This window comes from Mesorhizobium sp. M7A.F.Ca.US.002.01.1.1 (assembly GCF_004022955.1).
Classification (GTDB): domain Bacteria; phylum Pseudomonadota; class Alphaproteobacteria; order Rhizobiales; family Rhizobiaceae; genus Mesorhizobium; species Mesorhizobium ciceri.
The window spans coordinates 1-19,427 of the sequence record NZ_RZQE01000018.1; the positions used below are offsets into that span (position 1 = coordinate 1).

General features: G+C 59.4%; 14 protein-coding genes. 4 read left to right on the plus strand and 10 right to left on the minus strand.

What is annotated here, in order from left to right:
* From EN932_RS04135 to EN932_RS04150, 4 genes are all read right to left on the minus strand, one after another.
* Positions 1-2,680: DEAD/DEAH box helicase (locus tag EN932_RS04135; protein ID WP_128368719.1), on the minus strand; the 2,680-nt coding region annotated here is incomplete at its 3' end.
* Between the two features lie 15 nt (positions 2,681-2,695).
* The gene (locus EN932_RS04140) at positions 2,696-4,714 is read right to left on the minus strand and encodes a hypothetical protein (protein ID WP_128368720.1); all 2,019 of its coding nucleotides are present in this window, start codon (positions 4,712-4,714) and stop codon (positions 2,696-2,698) included.
* Positions 4,711-7,281, minus strand: a complete 2,571-nt coding sequence (locus EN932_RS04145; protein WP_128368721.1) for a hypothetical protein — start codon at positions 7,279-7,281, stop codon at positions 4,711-4,713. Before EN932_RS04145 ends, EN932_RS04140 begins: the two co-directional genes overlap by 4 nt.
* A 212-nt stretch (positions 7,282-7,493) precedes the next feature.
* Positions 7,494-7,703, minus strand: a complete 210-nt coding sequence (locus EN932_RS04150; RefSeq protein WP_128368722.1) for a hypothetical protein — start codon at positions 7,701-7,703, stop codon at positions 7,494-7,496.
* 233 nt (positions 7,704-7,936) lie between these two features.
* On the opposite strand from EN932_RS04150, the gene EN932_RS04155 reads away from it, so the two are divergent.
* Positions 7,937-8,815 carry an HNH endonuclease gene (locus EN932_RS04155; RefSeq protein ID WP_245483255.1) on the plus strand — a complete coding sequence of 293 codons (879 nt, stop codon included), beginning with the start codon at positions 7,937-7,939 and terminating at the stop codon, positions 8,813-8,815.
* 87 nt (positions 8,816-8,902) lie between these two features.
* On the opposite strand, the gene EN932_RS04160 is transcribed toward EN932_RS04155, so the two are convergent.
* The 3 genes from EN932_RS04160 to EN932_RS04175 all read right to left on the minus strand — a co-directional run bounded on the left by EN932_RS04160 (position 8,903) and on the right by EN932_RS04175 (position 13,202).
* Complete coding sequence (locus EN932_RS04160; protein WP_128368723.1) at positions 8,903-9,409, minus strand: very short patch repair endonuclease; 507 nt, start codon at positions 9,407-9,409, stop codon at positions 8,903-8,905.
* A complete protein-coding gene (gene dcm, locus EN932_RS04165) occupies positions 9,387-10,628 on the minus strand; it encodes a DNA (cytosine-5-)-methyltransferase (RefSeq protein WP_206618912.1) in 1,242 nt (413 codons plus the stop codon). The genes EN932_RS04160 and dcm overlap by 23 nt, the downstream gene beginning before the upstream one ends.
* Before the next feature lie 330 nt (positions 10,629-10,958).
* Complete coding sequence (locus EN932_RS04175) at positions 10,959-13,202, minus strand: DUF262 domain-containing protein (RefSeq protein WP_128368724.1); 2,244 nt, start codon at positions 13,200-13,202, stop codon at positions 10,959-10,961.
* Between the two features lie 452 nt (positions 13,203-13,654).
* Between EN932_RS04175 and EN932_RS04180 the strand changes: the two genes are divergently transcribed.
* Genes EN932_RS04180 through EN932_RS04190 form a run of 3 tightly spaced genes read left to right on the plus strand, consistent with a single transcriptional unit; the run spans position 13,655 to position 15,788 of the window.
* Entirely contained in the window at positions 13,655-14,656 is a 1,002-nt protein-coding gene (locus tag EN932_RS04180; protein ID WP_128368725.1) for a hypothetical protein, read from the plus strand.
* 33 nt (positions 14,657-14,689) lie between these two features.
* A complete protein-coding gene (locus EN932_RS04185; protein WP_128368726.1) occupies positions 14,690-14,935 on the plus strand; it encodes a hypothetical protein in 246 nt (81 codons plus the stop codon).
* A 55-nt stretch (positions 14,936-14,990) separates the two neighbouring features.
* The gene (locus EN932_RS04190; RefSeq protein WP_128368727.1) at positions 14,991-15,788 is read left to right on the plus strand and encodes a hypothetical protein; all 798 of its coding nucleotides are present in this window, start codon (positions 14,991-14,993) and stop codon (positions 15,786-15,788) included.
* A 284-nt stretch (positions 15,789-16,072) separates the two neighbouring features.
* Here the strand turns inward: EN932_RS04190 and EN932_RS04195 are convergent, their stop codons facing one another.
* The 3 genes from EN932_RS04195 to EN932_RS04205 are packed head-to-tail and all read right to left on the minus strand — an operon-like array spanning position 16,073 to position 19,427.
* A complete protein-coding gene (locus tag EN932_RS04195) occupies positions 16,073-16,963 on the minus strand; it encodes a plasmid partitioning protein RepB C-terminal domain-containing protein (protein ID WP_128368728.1) in 891 nt (296 codons plus the stop codon).
* Entirely contained in the window at positions 16,960-17,853 is an 894-nt protein-coding gene (locus EN932_RS04200) for a plasmid partitioning protein RepB C-terminal domain-containing protein (protein ID WP_128368729.1), read from the minus strand. Before EN932_RS04200 ends, EN932_RS04195 begins: the two co-directional genes overlap by 4 nt.
* Positions 17,853-19,427 (minus strand): recombinase family protein, encoded by a 1,575-nt coding sequence (locus EN932_RS04205; protein ID WP_128368730.1) that lies wholly within the window; start codon positions 19,425-19,427, stop codon positions 17,853-17,855. The genes EN932_RS04200 and EN932_RS04205 overlap by 1 nt, the downstream gene beginning before the upstream one ends.

Genomic DNA, 19,427 nt, shown 5'->3' on the forward strand with positions numbered 1-19,427 from the left:
GTGCGCGGGTCTCCGCGACCCGTGATGTAAGCCGGGCGAGTTCCACTTCGTCCCCGCGCTCTAGCGCTGCAAGTCGCCCTGCGTTGAGCTCGGCCACCGACTCGATTGGCTGTGCCGCGATCTCCCGAAGAGCTTCGAGGAGCAGTTGGCGGCGGCTGTCTTGGTGGTGCCGGCGCTCAATGTCGAGCGCGGCGCGCGACGCATCTTGGCGACTATCGGAGAACACCACCGCCTTGGCGGGATCGCCGCTCGCGTGGAGAAGCTCGAAGATTTCTGTCGCGACCAGCTGGGAGCTTTTGGCGAAGCCGGTCCGGAAATTCCGGATCGGCGATTGCCGAAATTTGGCACTGCGCCCGGAATAGTCGGCGCCACAGGCAGGGCAACAGTTCGGGCCTGCGCTGCCCAGGCGCCGAAGCTCCCGACTGCTTGGTCGCCGGGGCAGGTGAAAGAGTCGCCCTTCCACCCGATCTCGACCGCTTTCGCCTTCCCGATTGACTACACCGTTGCGCGTGTCGAGTACGGTCTCCACCCAGGTCTCGGTCGTGTTATCTCCCTGTTTCGGTTCCCGACGCGAGGGCCAGAAGATGGCAAAATCTTCATAAGAGAGGTCTTCGTAATTGCCCTCGCCTCCGGTTTCGGGAAGCGACTCAAGATCGGGAGAAGCAGGCAGGAGCTCGACCGGCAACCCCGGACCCATCGGGTTTTCGCCCCGCCGGCCGCCGACGAACTCCTCACCGCACGCTTCGCAATAAACAAGCTCGAAAATACGGCGCAGATCGCCGCCGTCATGGGCGTAGGTGGTCCCGCGCTCGACGGTCACGCCGTCGAACTCGATACTCCCGCCTACGGTCACTGTCGGGGTAGCGAACAGACCCTCAATGCTGCGGATGAAGATGTGCTCTCGAAAGCTGGTGACGCCGTCACGCACACTTACGCCGTAGAGTTCCCTCAGACGCTCACCGATACCACGCAGCAGGGTTAGTCCCCGAAGCGCCTTCATCGAACCGTCCGCGGCTCCGAAGATCCTTACGGCGAGTTCGTCGGCCGCGGTGGCACGCATCGAGGGGCCGTCGGCCACGCGACAGGCGTGCGCTAACAGCGCGGCCGCTCCCTCAACCGCCTGTTTGACGGCGGCCGGCCGGTCCGACCCACCGCCGTTCGGTGAGAGCACGGCTCCGCAGGCGAGGATCGCGGCGTCCAGCTCTTCGGAGCGCGCCACCCGGCCCACGTAGTCCTGGTCCGGCGCGAGCACGTCGACGAGTTTCTCGAACGGTCTACCGTCCATCGGCAGAGCACCCTCAATGGCGTCGATCTCCGGCTCGCCCGTCACTATGGCCTCGGCCCACGCTTCCTGGTTAGCCGCGCCTTCGATTCCTGGGGCCGGATAGGTCCCCATGGGTCCGAAAAAGTCGTATAGATACCTCAAGCTGCGTTCGCGCTCCACTCCGCTCATCGGCAAGGAAGCGCTGGAGGCCAGAACGCGCAGCTTGTGGCGGGTTTCGGGCCGATCTAGCCCTAGGCGGTGAACGAGTGCGCGGATGAGGCCCGCCACCTCGGTACCCGCAGACCCGCGCACCAGGTGAAGCTCGTCGAGTACCAGGAAGAAGTAGGAGTCTTTCTCGCGTTCGAGCCAGGCGCGGGTCTGATCGAAGATCGGTTGCTCGATCTCGCGGGAAAGCATCGCCCCGAGCATCGAGACATTGGTCACCAGGAGGTCGGGCGGAGTGGCCTGCACGTCCCAGCGGGCGATCAGCTCAGCGCCGTCGGCCGATGGGAACAGATATCGAGTCGGATCCTCGTCCAAATGCCGCTGATCGTGACTGCGGGCAAGCGCCTGGTCTTCGGCATAGCTATTTATCGCGTCGGCGACGCGCTTGACACGGCGGGCAGCCGCCTCTTGTTCCCGGCGCGTATGCCCACGGCGAGGATGCTGCAGGTGCCCTGCGACGGGCGTAGCGCTGGTGTAACGGGCGAAGAATAGGCGATTGCCTGCGAACCGGCGGTCCATTACCTCGTTAGCTTCGGGCGAATCAAACGTCTTTCGTAGCCTGGTCAGCTGGTCCTCGACCAGTGCGTTCATGGGGTATAGGACGAGCGCGCGAAGAGCTTTAGGGCGGTCGGGGTGCTCGTGCTCGCGATGATGACGGAACTGGCTGGGTGTTGTCCGCCACCACTCGCCCTGCAGATAACCGGCACCAGGTGCCGGCCAGCGGACGGCTTCTTCCGCCATGGTGGCCAGAATCGGAAGCATGAAGGCCTCCGTCTTCCCTGAACCGGTCCCCGAGGTGACTATGCCGGGATGGCCCGGCCGAGCGCCTCTTGCTAGCATCTCCATCTGATGGAGGTACGGTTTGAACAGATGGGTCCTCAGGAGTTCATCGCCCGGCGCGCCCGGGAAGAGGCCGGAGACGCCTAGCTCTGCGAACGCCCGCCGCCCTTCTCGTGAGAAGTGTGCGAGCGGGTTTTCCCTAACCATGGTCACGAAATCCGACAGGGCGTGGTTGGAAGCCTTGTAACGGGGTACCGGTTCGATAAATGGCGCCGTTGCCAAGGTTCCGCTCGATCGCAGCAGCGCCCGCCGTCTATCAGCAAGCGTCGGGCGTCGAACCCGGAAGGCAGTGTCTAGATAGGAAATGTAGAGCTCGCGAATGCGCTCGAAGCCGCCCAACGGATCCAGCATGTATCCCCCTCCTCCTCAAGCTTTGTTTCCGAGCCGTTCCCGCAGCCATGAGCTACCGGCAGACAATCCCGCGGACGCCTCGTTCTCCAGCCCTGCCACGGCCCCGGCGAGGCTCGCCGCTCGCTCCGCTCCCAGGACCCAAGCCGCGCGATGAACCTGACACGCAACCTCCAAAACGCTAGCCGAGGCTTCCGATTCTGCTGCAGTGAAGAAGTCCATCACCTCCGCGGCGGTCGGCTCGGGCGCACGGAGCGCATCGAGCCGGGTTGGCGGCTGGGTGGCGCCAACCGCGCGGCTAAGAAGCCTGGGCGAGGCGCCGTCAGCGGCGAGCGGGCAGAGCGCGACCACCTCAGGCAGGGCGCCGCGCCAGTCTCGGTCGGGATCCACCGACGGAGTTCCAAGGCTGGCGAAAATAAGTAGATTTCGAGGGCGTCGTGGATCCTGCATCACCTCAAGAAGGCCGGGCATCCAAAGCGCTGCGGGCGTACGATGAAGCCCGTCCAGAAGCACTACATGGAAGCGCGCGGGATCCAGACGCGCCGCCGCCCATGTTTTTGAGAAGCAACTGTGTCGCGCCGATCCCGGATAGTGCCAGAGATCGTCGAGTGAGATAACTGACGGATCGAGCACATGGCGGCCGTATCCCCCGCCCGCAACCAGATCGGCATAACAGGCCACAAACGCTGCAGCGCTCCTGTCTGGCAGGACCACGAGCCGCCCCCCTCTGACCGCGACGTCCGCCAGTAAGACGTCGTCGACAGTGTAACCCCATCTAAGTGCCGTCGCCTGCAAGATTTGATCGAACTCGCTCCAGGGCTTGATCTCACCGCCCGAAACGTGAGGCGTCGCCCACGGCGGCCCGCCTGCGGCCGCCACTTCGAAGGCGGCCCCTGCCTCGCCCAGCTTTGCAGCTAGTCGGCGGCCCAAGACGGTGATCCTTGCGTCTGCATCGGGCGGCAGTTCGCCCAGTTCACCCAGCAACTGCGTGAGCTCCCTGGAAAGGGTGGAGCGCGCCTCGTCCAAGGCCACGCGTTCTCTGTCGAGCTCCGCTCGTCTCGCTACAACATCAGTCGCCAGGGCCGCTACCTCTTGTGCCAACCGGTCCCGCTCTCCGCTGCGGTCGTCTAATTCGCGAAGGAGCTTGGTTTCAAGCTCGCGCCGGATCTCACTCTCTAGCTCCGCCCTGCGCTCGGACAACTCAGCGGCCAAGCGGTCACGGATGGGCGTCAAGGAACTGAGTGTTTCGACGATTTCGTCCAGGGCTAGGACGCTCTTTCCGACGGACGGTGCGAAAGTTTTCAGTCGTTCACGCATGGGCTCAAGATCACTACCGCTATTCGGAAGAAGACCCGCTCGATCGAACTGCGTGACGATCTGTCCGATCTGGGCGCGCGTAGGCGCGCTAGGCCCTTGTTGGCTCGTCTTGCGGAGGCGCTTCAGTACAGCGTCTAGGAAGTCCGTGTCGCGGCACCAGTTCACAGCACCCGTAGCAGTACCGACGGTAGAGCCGGGCACTGTCACCCATCGCTCTTCCACCTGATCACCTTCGAACAGTCGCTCGTCGAAGGCGTACGTCTGGAGGTGCTCCAGCCCGCTGGTGTCGGCGACCCAAAGGTCGCTAGAGGGATGGCGCACCATCTTCACTAAGACGCATAGCCCGCCCGCGAGTGCCGCTACAACGCTGTCCGATCCGGCGAGCAGCCGCGGCTGCCCAACTTCAACCAGCTGACGCCGGGCGGCTTCGGCGTCGACCTTTCGGAAGTCGAGCACCTCGCAAACTTCGCGCGGGTCGACGACGACGAACTGATCCCGATCCTGAGTACCTTTCCCGTTCGGCTCCACCGTAAAGGCAACCAGACATCGGCTGCTAAATCCCTGCAGTCGGGGCGCGAACGCACGCCCTTCCGTTGGAAGGGCCTGCGACCATTCTCGGTAGACATGCCAGGTACCCGCTTCGGCGAGCGCAAGCGGATCGACACGAGTGTAAGGCCTAGGATCAAAGGCGGGACGACCGAGGAAGAGACGGTCACTCATGAGAGAAAGTCGCTCTGCAAACGCTCACCCCAGACTAGGCGTCGGCCGTTTCGCCGGCGGGCGACGATCAGGTCAAGGAAATCGAGGGGGTGGCCCCCACCCTTGACGCTTACTGCGGATCCAAGTATCCGCGCCACCCAAGTTGCCGCCTCCGCGTCAGCCGGGTAGGCATAGGTCCAACTGCCGTCGCTTTGCAGTACGGGACCGGACGCCTGTGACGCATGGGCGACCAGCGCCCTCGCAATCTCCAACGGCAAGTGCCCGCTCCGCGCAAGACGACGAAACTTCCCGTCCTGCCAGTCAAACAAAAGCCGCGTCGACCGGCGGTACGCCTCAAGGATTGCGGACGTGCGTGAGCTTGCGAGGAGCGTTTCGCCTCGGCCATTGATTCGATAGATGTCGCGATCGTCGCCGCGCGCACGCACTAGCCGCTCCAAGCGGACAAGATTGGTCGTCGCCCGATCGTCGGGCGGAACGAAGAGGCCGGACTCGAACGACCAAACCCCCGCCAGTTCACGGCCCTGTCCCGACCGCGGCTCCGCTGGCCAGCAGTTCGGTGCAGCATCCAGCCGAGGGCGCTCCGGATCAGTGATCGGCCACTGCAGCTCGCGAGCCAGGTCCGCGGCCGATACACCCTCGATAAGCGGCAGAGAGATCGCCCATTCGGAGATCCCTGGTAGAAATGTCAGCTCTCCACCCGTGGCGCGGGCCACATCCCCAAGTCGCCGGCGCGCGGCGGCGCCCAACGCTCCGGCCACGACCACACTCTTCGGTGCAATCTCCCTTAGGTGCGGTGGGCGAAGCCGCCACAGTCGCGCTCGCCATGACTTGAGGACGAAGGGATCGAGCCATGCCGCCTCGGCCAACCCGCGCAGAAAATCCCATACGAAATGCTTGTGGGGCATGACGGGAAGCAGTAGCCGGATCAGATCGGCCTCGGACCATCCCTTCGCAGGACCGGCGTAAATCGCTTCCAGCGCATTGTCGAGCTCGGGCCTGATGCTCGGGAGTCCGAATTGGGGGGAGCATGGCTTCCAAGGCGAGACGCCAACGGTAGAAACGTCATGTTCGGGTTCGAAGCGGTCATCGGGACTTCGGAACTCCCAGCGTGCACGCGCCGTCGGTTCGAAACATATTACCTTCTCTGTTTCGCTCCCGCTTTCCACGGCTCGCACGCGCCAACGGCCAGAGAGCGGAGCTTCCGTGACGAGGTCCCATGAAGGCGCGGTCCCCGCGATCGAAAGCACGCCTTCGGCACCTTCGACTGGCTGTACAAAAAGGGTGCTGGTGGACGAAGCGAAGATTTGGGGCAAAAAGCCGGGTCGGCCCAGCCACGTAGAGTGGTCAGTCTTTACCCCGTTTTCGAAGGTAAGATCCACGAGACGTGCTTCGCCCACCGGCGCAAGGCCCAGGCTGCGACGCAATCCACTCAACGCCGAACCGTCCAGTCGGCCAGAGGCGAGCCAGGGTCCTTCGAGGGGGCGCCACACCGTCCGCAGGGGCCATTTAGTGGCAATACTTCCTTGACGCGCGAGGAGCAGGGCCACGGTGTCCTCGGACGGGCTTTCCTCGTCTAACACCCATGTCATCCCTGGCGCCTCCGAAAGGAGGAACACACCATGATCCAGCGCATCCGCCAAACCTTTGGGCAAGGTCTCGCGCGGCATTGCCTCAAGTTCTTGCAGCGCGCCTTCCCATGAGGACACGAAATCCATTACCCCTCGTCCACGAAATAGTTTTAAACGGGCGAGATCGAGTTCGTAACCCTCGAAGCGAACCTCCAGTCGCCACCGCACCCGGCTGCCCCGCTCTTCCTCTCCAGAAAGTCGAGAATCAATGCTCTGTACAAGGCGCCAGAACCGATGGCCCACAAGCATTCGACGCCGCAAGCGTACGGCTGCGTTGAAATCGTGTAGGGCCGACGCCACCGCTTGAGGCAATTCGTGCGCGTATCGGCTGCGGGTCAATTCTTGAGCCAAACGATCGGGCGATCGTCTGACATCGGGAGACACAGCGCGCAGAATTTGGGTCAAAGCGCTTCGGTCCTGCCACGAGGGAAAAGCGATCCTCACGGCAATGCCGATCAGGTTCGCGTTCCCAGGCGAGGGGAGCTCGATCCGCCGGTAGGGTTCGCCTGCGGCCCGCTTGCGTTCGCACCAACCGGCCAGGGCGCGCCACAACGCGTTGACGCCGGAGACCGAGTTGAAAGGGCTGTCGACTCCGAGCAGTTCGCCAAGCCGAATCCGAAAATTGTGTGTCTCGCCGGCTCCGGTTTCTGTAGCCGAGACCAAGGCTGTCAATACCAAGAAGCGGAAATAGCCAGGTATAGAGTCATCGCGCCTGGAAGGCACGCGGCTACCAGACAGCCAATCGGAGATGTCCCAACGATTGAAGTGCGCGAGGAAGCCCCTCTGGGCATCTTCATCGCCGAGACCCTCTATGCCGCTCGCCGTGGCGATCTCGGCGGGCGTAGCATCGAGGTACGACATTGCCGCTCCGCCCGACGGGCCGTCGGATTTTAGATAATGAAGGACAAGCCGCATCTCCCATTGTTCAGGAGACAGCAAACAATTCTCCCTACCGACTAGCAGTGTCGACACGCAAACACTCCCCCACCCTCGCGGTTACTTCGATAATCTCGCCCCTTCTACACCTTCCATGCTAAAGGCCCAGGCTGCAAGTCGGTCTGTAGAAATCCAGCCTAATGCAACAGTATTGGCACTTGAGATCGAAGCCGGATACCGCCTCCCTCAACCGAGCCCGAATATTTCAACAGCGACTACTGCCTCCGCTGCAACTCTGCGGCGCAGCCGAGTGCGCCGGGTATTCGACGATCTGCTCGGCGCGACGTGCCGGTCACGCTCAAGCCAAGTTGGTGATCCTCGATCCAGCTGCTGTCGGGCGATCCATCGCATTTATGCTCCCGGGCGACGTTGGCACCGATGGTTTGGAGGTCCTCGACCTCGTGATCGATCGAAGTTGCCGACATCACTCTATCCGAGCCTAGCTAGACATGGTTAGCGCAGTGGCATTTCGCGTAGAGTGACGCAAGTGCTTTCAGTCGGTGTGTGCAGCTCAGCCCTATCGGCCGACGGTGTTATGTCCGTGGCACACTTGCCAACGAGAAGTGCGAAGGTGCATCTAGGCGAAGTGCGATACTGGTGGGTAAATCACGCGCAAACCGTGCTCCAGGAAATCGCGGGAGGATACCTCTGGTCCCCCGTGACTGAAGCTAATGGCGCGCGCAGTCGCTTCTATGACAACATGCGCCTGGCAGGTCCAGGCGATATAGTCCTGTCGTATGCCGACGGTCGCGTGGGTCGGATCGGCATCGTTGCCGATTTCGCAATAAGCTCGCCCAAACCGGAGGAATTTGGGTCGGTTGGCACCTATTGGAGCACGGTCGGATGGCTGCTCCCAGTTCAGTGGCTCAAGGCTCCTCTGGCGGTCCGACCCAAGGTCCTGATTGCGCGGCTTGCGCCGGTCCTCCCCACGAAGTACTCACCGATACAGCCGACGACCGGCAATGGCAACCAAAAAGCATATTTAGCCCAAGTCGACCGCGCCGTCATTGACCTGATCTTTGAAGAAGCACAATTTACTTTAGCCGATCTTTTCGTGACGCCGACCAGGACAGTCTCTGATTTCGCGACGACACTTGACGATCTCGTCGAGAGGAACATAATGGAAGATAAATCTCTTGACCGGACTGTCCGTGAGCAGCTAACGCGAGCACGACGCGGTCAAGGTCTCTTTCGCAAACGCGTGCTCGACATCGAGCCGGTCTGCCGCATCACAGGTATTGAGAAACCCAACCTTCTGCTAGCGAGCCACGTTAAGCCATGGAGAGCCTGCAGCACCGCTGCTGAACGACTCGACGGCTTCAATGGCTTAATGCTCGCACCCCAGGCGGATTTCCTTTTCGACCGTGGCCTGATTGGCTTCGAGGACGATGGTCGGCCGATCTTCTCGTCACAGCTTGCGGAGATCGATGCGGCGAAGCTCGGCCTGCACACCATCGAGCGGCCGCCGCCTCGCCCGTTCCCGAAGGAGAGCGGCGCCTACTTCCAGCACCACCGCAGCACAGTCTATATCCCCTGAACGCATTCCCGGTTTCTCGCCGTCAGATCGGTTGTGTCGTTGTTACGCAGGATGCAATTCATTGCGTCATAGCCGATTAGGCCATGACTACGGCCGGTATTGCTGACTCTGCTCCGCAACTTTCGCCGCGCAGCGCCCGTGCGGGCCTTCCTGGAGGTCATTTCGTGTGAAGTTTGACGCACGCAGCGCATGTTCGATTTGATCGATCGCGACCTCTATCGTTTCGTGCTCCCAAACTCGAACGACAGTCCAGCCAAGCTCTTGCAACCGTCGATCCGTATCTCTATCGCGCTGAATGTTGCCCTCGATCTTTTCCCGCCACCAGTCCGCGTTGTTCTTAGGCCAAGTGCCATGTAGCGGACAGCCGTGCCAGAAGCAGCCATCCAGAAAGACGGCGACACGAGCACGCGGAAAGACGATGTCGACTGTTCTCTGCGAGTTTGTCAGGAGCCGGCGGTGCAACCTGAAGCGCCGGCCGCGTTTATGAAGTTCGGATCGCAACGTCCGTTCGCGCGGATTGTTCCGCCCAGACGTGGCGGCCATTCGCCTGGTGGTTGCCACAGAGATCGGGTCACGACGCGCCGACTTGGTCATGCATCTCAATATGGTGAGTCAGGTCCAGGTGAAAAGCGTCCTCGTAACGCAGCTTGCTTCGCTCAAGGCGGGAAAGGAAACCCGCGGTCGCCTTTCGAGACAGTGCCTTCACGCCGTGCGTCAGGAATGTCGCGAGATGAAGTTGAGGTGCCATTTCGGGCCATTCCGACACCGTCGCTTTGCCTCGGCGGCCATGGAAGCCCCAAGCGGCGCCCGGCCACCGGGCTTCATCGACGAGATCCGGATCGCCATCGGCGTCATAATCGTCGATTGTCTTTAGCCGTCTAGCGACCCAGCCGGCAAACGGCACGCTCACGGCATTCCCGACCAGCCGCCAACGCTGGCGTGCTCGCCCGGTATCCTCGCCCGGGACGTGTGTCCAACCCGCTTCGAATCCTTGCAGGCGCTCAGCATCCTCAATCGAGGGCACGGCGATTAGCCTCTGACGCGGAAACCATATCGCCGGCGGCGATGGGATATTCAACGCCGATCCTCCTTTGAGAGGCGGGGTGGCATCGATGGCCCACCCGAGGCCGGTATTGCCTTCCGTCCAGTAGAAGCCGCAGGCATGGGACCCGCGCTTGTCGGGCTCCGGGGCTGCGGCGTCGACGCCTAGCAGTGCCGGGCGAGGATCCTCCATTCGCGACGCCAAGATCACCACACGACGCCGGCGCTGCGGAAGCCCGAAGGCGCGCGCATCGACCGTGCGATATGCCCAGGCGAATCCCATCGCTTCCAGCGCCGTCACAATCCTATCAATCGCGCGGCCCCTATCCAGGCTCAGCATAAATGGAACATTCTCAAGGACGAGCCAGGTCGGGCCCGGCTTTGCCTTGGCGAGCAGGTTCAGGACGACGTCGATCAGACCGGAATTGGGTCCGGAAATGCCCTTGCGGCGCCCCACTTGGCTCAGATCTTGACAAGGGAAGCCCGCGGTCAAGACATCGCATTGCGGCAGAGCCTTCAGGTCCCGAATATCGTCGAACAGCGCCACTCTCGGAAAGCGCAGCGCGAGGATCTCGCGTGCACGCGGGTCGGCGTCGCACAAAAGCACACTCCGATGGCCATGGCTATGGAACCCCTGCTCCAGTCCACCGACACCGGCGAAAAGCCCCACGACCGCCATTTGTTTTGAGGCGGGCTCAGCCGAGGCGAACCGCGGCTTGACTTCCGTGCAGGACGTTGGCGCCAGCCCGTCGATGATTGATTTCGAATACACGTTATCGACGGATCCACGAGTGGAGGGACAGTTTCAGCATGAGCCTAGCATGCGTAGTAGCGCCACTCGAGTAAAATCGGCCCGAGTTCGCCGAAGACCGATGTCCGCGGTTGGGCAATATCAACCCCATTTGGTGCCCCGCTTTTCCAACCTGCCGCTTCATCCAGCTCTCGATCTCACCTCGTCCGAACCGCCGCGACCCTCAACTTTGAAGCGGGGTATCTCGCCCGTCGCGGCTAATTTGTAGCCCGTCTTCTCATTAGTGTTGAGCAATGCGGCAATTCATGTCTTGCGGTGTGACTGGGTTCGATCGTCAGGCCCGACCCGGGATCAGCGAAACCGTGCTTTTACGTAATCAGTCACTGCATTGCCGGAAAGCTCGGCGGTAGCGTTAGCACCGCGGACGAAGAACCTGTGCGCCGGCCCGTCCTTGATGAATGCCGCCTTCGGTCCAGCCTCGCATTGCACAACCATCACTCGCGCTCCGTCATGCTCATCAAAATGTGGATGGATATAGGGCAGAAACAGTTCGCCGATCCGGTCGCGGATCAAATTGACGAGGTGCAACGCCATCTTGTCCTCGTTCGCAAAGCCATCGGCATTCAAGCCAACGACTTTGCCATCGTCGGCAACGCCGATCATTAGTGTGCCGCCCCTGGCATTGAGAAAACCCGCAATCGTTTTAAGCGACGCCAGGTGCATCTTCTCGTCTACCTGACCGGTGTGAAGATTGGTCCGCAAGGTAGACTTAAATTCGACGGCATCGGTTTCGCCATTGGCCAACAATTCCTGAATCGATACCTTGGCCGGCGCTTCTGGCTCGATATCGCCGCTGAGTTTTCGGTACGCGTCATGAACAAGCTGGGCCATCAGGCCGCGTCGCTCACGGAGGAAATCTTGATACTCCATCTCCCACCAGTTCGCCGGCAAGGCGTGCCAGCGCATCATGTCGGCGCGGTCCTTTGGTGACAGCGCGGCGTGGAGGGCGGGAGCGTAGGCCGACGGTGGCTGGTCGCTGATCTTCAAGTTGTCTGGCCATTCCACCAAGGCAAAGTTGGCTATCTGGTTGACCTGTCGAAGATCCGTAATCGCGATCGTCGTCAGGTGCCCGCGTGGAAACAGATGGTGCTGCTCGAAGGTGGCCTTCGTTCCTTTAACAGACGGGTCGATCATATCCGCAATCTTGAGGGGGCTATAGAGTGCTCGGGCATCCAAAAGCATAAGCGAAGCCTGATAGGCAAAGCGCGACGGACTACGGGAAGCAGACGTGGCGAGGTCGCTCGGCAGAGTGATGGTCCAGTAGTCGCTTGTAAGGGTGGTGCTACATATGTCGCGCAGCTTGGCTAGGTAGGCCTGTCCGTCGGGGATCCCGCGCAGTTGGGCCAGGTCGAAATCAAATTTCGTCTCCGGGCTACTGGTATACCGCCCAGTTAAAGACGCCATAAAGAAAAATTCGGCGATGGCTTGCCGCAATTCCTGCTTGTCCAGCGCGTGATCGACAAGCCCGATCAAATACAGAACATAGGAGTAGATAATTGCAGTTTCTGACGAGATCATCCCCTCGTGCCGATAACCGGCCAGTGTCAGCGCACTGAGAAAATGATGCCAGTTACTGAGATTGAGTGTTTTTGCCTGCGCCTGAGTTAGCAGCGCAAACTGTGCATCGCGCTTTTCAATATCAACCTCGCCGGTTACCGCGTCGCGCCCACGCAGAGCGCTGTAGACGTTTTGCAGTCTGGCTCGTTTCAGACCCAATCCGACCGTCGCTCGCAGCAGCTGGTCTGGGAAGGGCTTCAAGAAATGGTTGAACCCAGAAGGCGTACCTTTGCCTCCAACTGATGCGGCCTGAGCAAAGTCTTCCAACTCGGCCCGTCCTTTGTCCCAGAAGACGGACATAAGCGTCATTATGAAATCGGACTGGTTGAGCTTCTTGCCCTCGCCATTTATGCGGACGAAGACCTCAGCGACCATCTCGGCATCGACCGACGCATTGAGCGTCAGTGTGGTGAATGAATATTGGGGTAGGCCCTGCAACTTACTGATGGCTGATTTGGCTTTTCCGACTTCGGTAGCCGTAAGTTTGCGAACGGAGGTGAGTTCTGAGATGAACGCATCGGCAAATACGAAGATGTCAAACCCTGGCTTCCAGAGAATCGAAATATCTGGGATGTATGCCTTGTCCTTCAGGATTGATGCATCAGCAACGTCGAAGCGCTCCTGAAGCGGGTTAAAAGCGATTCGAATCCGCTCCTTATTGAAATTTGAACGGATAACTTCTCGATCTTTAACAACGGCAAACAAGGAAGTCAGCCGTTGCTGTCCATCGACTATGGCTAGCGAAGGAGCCTTAAGATGCTCTTTGCTACCTATCGTCTTCGCTGTGCTGTCGGCACCGGTCTCCCAGAAAAGCAGGTAGCCGACTGGATAGCCACGATACAACGAGTCAAAGAGATTTCGCACGTTTTTATTGGGCCAAACGAAGGGACGCTGAATGTCCGGCAGCCCTATCTTTCCGTATTCGATATCTTCGACTAACGAAGACATCGGATACGCCGTAGTCGTGAATAATGCCAATATACCCCCCTCATGAGACAAAGTGCAGAAACAGAACGCCGTGCTTCGAAATCAGTGTGCATGCATACTCAAAACCGCTTTCATCGTCTTCCCATGTTTTGAACATTCCACGATTTTCCATTGGGCCCAAGATAAGTGTCATGACGTACGCGCGGTTTGTCGCCGGCGTATAACATGAGCGTTTCGCACTTTCGGCCGATCTCAGAGGCTCAATCGCTTACGAACCTCGGCTTCGCAACGATCGGGGGATTGCTGCCGCGGAGGCGGCTTCCTGCCTACTTGCGAACCGACGGGCGCTCTAAACAAGCTGGCAAGGTCTGCCCGCTCGGTGAATCTGGAGGCGTTCCGAATGCTCGGTTCTGTAAAAGTGATACATTCGGATCATTTTTGACTTGCCATTGGGGATTGGCTATGTGATGTCGCTAAATCATGAAAAATGATTGGATAATATCATGAAAATGCCACCCCCATGGTCAGTCATCGAAACCGACATTCGGATTGTCATGGCGCTGGCCGCAGATGTGTGCCGCAACATAATCGGACTGAGACATCCGAGCGGCCGTGGGGATGCGGCGGCAGCGGCATTCCTGGGCATGGAAACCCTGGACGGCGTCGACGGCTTCATCGTGGAACAGACGTACGATTCGTTCGAGCGTCACCCCAATAGTGAGTTCTTGGCTAGGATTGATATCACGGGGACGCTGTTCGCCGAAGCCGCGAGACGCTGCTATGACCTTGTCTCAAACAAGGGGCCGATAGAGCATATCCGCTACGACGATGACCGGGATGATGGACTTCATTGGCTCTGGTATTTCCTGTCGGCCATTCCCGGCGATTCCTATGGCACCGGCGCCCTTGACTATTCCGGCCTCAGGCTTGATCCGGACTCCAATCTCCGCCTCCTTCACGATCTGACCTCTGCGCGCCTCACCCTTGCGGAGTATGTCGACGATCTGACCAGAGCTGAAGCGGGGTGGGAGGAATTGCGCTCCAGCTGCGTGTTCACGCCACGGGATATTTCACTTCTCGGCGACGTGAACCTTAGGACGGTACGGAACGCCATGGGGCCGAAAGGCAACAAGCCGATCCGCACCGAGACCATCGGCGGGAAAGCCTCGCGGCCGGACCTCGTCTGGGGGGATGCTCTCGATTCCCTTGAGTGGCTGGCCGGCAGAAGAGGCTTTCAGCCTGGCCCCCTTTCGCCGCAATTTGTCGACCGGCGCGTACCCGAAATTGGAAGCCTCCGTGCGCTGGCAGCGGTACCCGGCGTTGTCGCGTGGATCAATCGCACCACCACTGATGGACTCGCCGCGAAGCTTCAATGGTCGCCCGAAAGGATCCGATCGTGGACACGTGGAAAAGACATCGATCCCGAACAGGCGCAGGCGATTTCAACAGCTGCCGGACTGGACGGCAAAGCCTACGCCAGCCGTATCAAGAGCCTGCTCGGCTGAACCCAATCCTCATCAAGATCAAAGGAGACGACCATGAAGCGCATTCACCCCACGACCGGAGAACTGTTCCTCCCCTACCGCTATCAGGACGGCAAATTTCGCGTGGCCGATCCACGTCATGGCGCGGTGAAGCATCACGCCCAATATCAGATTGCCGTAGACACCGAAGAGGAACTCGAAACCTACGCTCGCCGTCGATTCCACGTGCGCATGCAGGGCGTGCTCGGGAAGAAGACCAACCTGATCTCCCCGCAAGAAATCATCTTCAGAGTGGTCTGAGCCGATCCGCCCCCAACCCTCCCGCAAAATCCTAAAAGGTCCGAGAAGTTCACTCATGCAGAATGCTGAACTGTTTGCGCACTTCCGTGCCATCCTCAACGATATGACGCGCGCCAACCTCGATAAAGAAATCGAGAGTCCAGACAGGCTCGTCGTTGCAACTTCGGCGCTCGGACGCAAAAAAATTGAAGTGGCGTATGCGCCCTTCGATCATATCAACCGGGAAGCTGATATCGTCATCGTCGGCATCACGCCGGGTCGTCAGCAGATGCGTAATGCGCTGCTTGAAGCGCACCGCATTCTCAAAGCCGGTGGCAGCGATGGCGAAGCTGTAGCGGGCGCGAAGGTGTTTGCCAGCTTCTCCGGACCGATGCGGTCCAATCTTGTTTCGCTCCTCGATGGGATTGGCATAAACAAGGTGCTCGGGCTGGAAAGCACAGGCTTGTTGTGGGGCAAGGACTGCAGTCGGGTCCAGTTCACGTCGGCCCTTCGCTATCCGGTATTTATCGACGGGGCGAACTATTCGGGCGCTCCGACGATCGCATCGAACCCGTTCCTCACCGACCAGTTGCGCCGGTGGTTCCTTCCCGAAATGGCGGCACTCAAGAACGCCATCTTCGTACCGTTGGGTCCGCAGATTGGCGACGTTTTGGAACGAGCGGCTGAATTGGTCGGGATAGACCGCACGCGCATCCTGTCGGGACTTCCACATCCAAGCGGAGCGAATGCGGAAAGGATCGCGTATTTCCTCGGCCGGAAGGAACGTGCAGCACTGTCGGCAAACGTTGCGCCCGATCTGATCGAACAGAATCGCGAACTTCTCCAGAGCAAGGTTGCCGCGCTGGCAGCCTAAAGCAGCTGAGCCGCGCAACAGCAGCGGGACGCGCTGCCAAGCGGTCGTGCCTGTCATGATACCACAAGGGGCCGGAGTACCTTCTCTTCAGGGGTGATCCGCATGACCGCGATCAGCTAGAGCTGACGGCCACAGTTTCAGAAGGATGAGGCCTGTGATGCTGTGCACGGAAGCGCTCATGGCACGCCTCCTAATCGCCCAAATGAAGGCTTCAATCCTACTTATCGCTGGCAAGAGAGGGAGTAAAAGAACAAATAACCGTCGGAACCCCTTTCAGCCATTCGTCATGCTGCCTTCTGGACGTCCGCGATCTTCTGGAACTCGGCAAGAATGTCAGGATGACGGTGCGCCATGTGCCGCACTACTCTGGCGTTTTCGAGTAGGCGGGCCACATAGCCGGTTGCGAGAATGACATCTAGGTGATCGCTTCCGTAATCCTGCTCAATCGCTTTGAACTCACGGTCGAGAGTGGCGGATTCGCCCTCCATCATGTCGATCTGCTGTTGGCTTAGGCCCTTTACCGTCTTGCTGCCCCGCACCAGCTGGCTCTCGGGCGTCGCGGCCACCAAGGATTTCGCATAACTAATCGAGTACCTGTTCATTGCGATCATCAGCTCGGCCGCCTCGATTTGCCTGATCGACTTCAGTTTTTTCAACTCTCCGAACGTGTTGATCGGCACGTGTTTGTCCTTCAGCAAATCCACGACTTCAGGACAAATGCCCTCCAGCAAACTGCGTTTGTGCCGGATGCTGGTGATGTTGACATTCAACGCTCGCGCGAGCCGCTCTTCCGACACGCCTTTCTCAATGGCCTTCAGGATCATTTTGTGTTCTTGAATGATTGCGATACGGCTGACGCGCTTGTTGTATGTGAACGCCTCGTCCTCGGTGGCCACCAGGCACACGACTTCGGTTTCGCCACGCGCTCGCAGGATGTCAAGGCGGATGTGGCCGTCAAGCAAGTGGAAGCGATTTCTGTCGGCGCTGTCCCTGACCACCACCGGGGGTTCGATGATTCCAACTTCGGCAATGGAAGCAGCGATCTGGGCATACTTTACTGACTTCAGTATCGACGGAGTGAGTTGCCTAAGTGGCAGTATCTCGTCGATCGAAATACGAAGGCTCGCTTTCTCGAACGCGATTTTTACGAGGGCTGTTTTTGCTGCTTTGCTCATGGATTGGACGCCTCCAAGCGATCTAAGCGCTGGGCCAAGTTCTTGGGCAAGGTTGTTAGGCCCTCCTTGGTGAGAAGATCCCGGAAATCATCGTCTTGCAGCAGCCTTCGCACGGCTTCCGCAATAAAAATGAGACGGTTGCTTGCCGCCTGCGCACGTCTGATCAGCAGGCGCTTCCTGTCTGTTTCTTGTTGATAGGCACGGACAAGGGCCTCAGTCGAGAGCTTCCTAGGTTTCAAATGAGGGTTGCTCTTCAGCCGCTTGCCCTGAACGCGCCGCTGCTCGACAAGCCGTTTCGCCGCAAGGAGTTTTCGGCCGCGAAGCAGGTTCTTCTCATAAGCGTTCTGGAGCGCAGACTGGACATCCTGATCGTCTGCCTCCGCTATGTCGAGCGCGACGCTGAAGGGGATCTGACCAGACTCAACTGCACGTAAGAGGCGCTGCTCGCCATTCTCGAGAAGTCTGACCACTGCATGAACGTATTCAGCCGTGAGTCCTGTTTTCCTCGCGATGTCAGCGATCGGATGCCCTTGCTGCTTCATCCTGCCGATATCATTCAGAAGATCGACGGCTTGATGTTTGCGCCGAGCGCAGTTCTCTACCAGGCTGGCTACGAGACAGTCTTCGGGGTCGGCAGTGACCACAAGAGCGGGGACTTCTTGTTGGCCAAGCGCCTTGTACGCTTCCAGCCTACCCTGTCCGCAGACCAGATCGTAAAACGGTCCTTCTGCCTCGGGCCGGCGCGCGACTGTTATCGGCCGTTTCAGGCCGATCTCGGAGATATTGTCCACAATGTCTCTGAAGATACGCTTGTTGCGTATTCTCGGATTGACGACCGAAATTTGATCGATGGGTATCATTTCGACCCGCTGGGCCGGCATCGCCGTCATTATGCTGCCTCCTCAATAGGAGTACGTTGTGACATTGCATAAAGGGTTTCGAGGGTCTCGAAACGATATGCGTCGAGGGATAGGCCGTTGTGCTCGCACAGGCGCAAGACGGCTGTATGCATGTCCAAGCGTGGAAGCAGATAGTAATCCCGTGGCTGTGCATTTTTTGAGTCCATGCGTATTGCGACCGTCAAATCCGGGTTTAGCGCCGTATCCAACCGCAGCTTCCAGCGAAGCGACCCAGCCCTAGTATGGAAGCACCTGACGACTACAATGCACACCTTGAACTCGTGGTTCACTGTCAGCATGTCCGTTGACGGTTCCTGTTCGACAGTTCCCTCGGCCGCTCTAATCCCGCCGATCACTTCTGCCACCACGTCAGGATGCATGCGTCGCAGAGCTCGGTTTGTCTCCAGATACCGATAGTCGTGATCCGGAACGAACCCAACGAGAGCGTAGGCGCGAAGCAAACTGCCGAAGCGTGATAGATACGAGCTGCTTGAGGGGCAGTCCTCTGCTTCATCAATAATGATGCCGGATAGATAACCGTTTTTCGCCAGAATTGCGCCGAGCAGGTTCAGCATGGCCTCGTCCGACAGCCGTTCAGACCTTGCTGCGATGATGGCTTGTGCCCGGCTGAAGGAGTCTTTGTCGACAATCGGTTCGAATACCCCGTCGGCGCGTATCCAGGCGTCATCTGGATTTTGAACATGCGACTGTTTGAGTTTGAACGACGTGCGCCCCCACACGTTGTTACCAATGTATTTCTCGTTGATCAGGAGCTGGTGCACCGTCCCCCTCGTCCAAGCGCGACCTAGGTCTGACAAGATGCCACGGGCGTTCAGGATCTCGGCGATTTCGCGTTCGCCACAGTTCTCGTCTACAAATTTGCGATAGACCTCTCGGACGGTCTCGACCTCATGTTTCGGTCCGGGAATCAAGATGACCCGGTCAGTCGCGATACTTTTTTGTTCACCTCGTTCAAGTTCCGCTTTCCGATTGCGGCTCTGGTCGACGAGGACACGCCGCAGGCCGTATCCGGCCGCACCACCTTGCCGAAATCCGAGCCGGATCAAATGGGCCTGACCTGCAAAAACTTTTACGGAGAGTTCCCGGCTGTACTCGCCGGCCATTGCTCGTTTGACCGTTTTCACGATGGAGGAGCCAATGCTGCCGTCATTCTCGAACTGCTCAGCGCAGTAGTGCACGCGAATCCCCGCGTGCTTGCATCTAAGCTCGATTGCCGCAGCTTCGTCAGGGTCCTGGAACCGACCCCATCGGCTTACGTCATAGACAAGAATTGCAGCGTAGTCAGCGCGGCCGCTTTCGATGTCGCCCAAGAGGGACTGCAAGGCATCCCTTCCGACAAGACGTAGGCCGCTTTTGCCCTCGTCCGCGTAAGTTCGGACGATTTCGAAGCCGCGCGCGTCGGCGTACCGTTGTATCGCCGACGCTTGGTTGTCAGTCGAATACTTCTGGTGTTCGGTCGACATACGAACGTATTGGGCGGCTCGAATCCTGGAACGCGGATGCCGGGCTTCGTTCCCACCCGTCTGGTTCCAATTGATTACCAT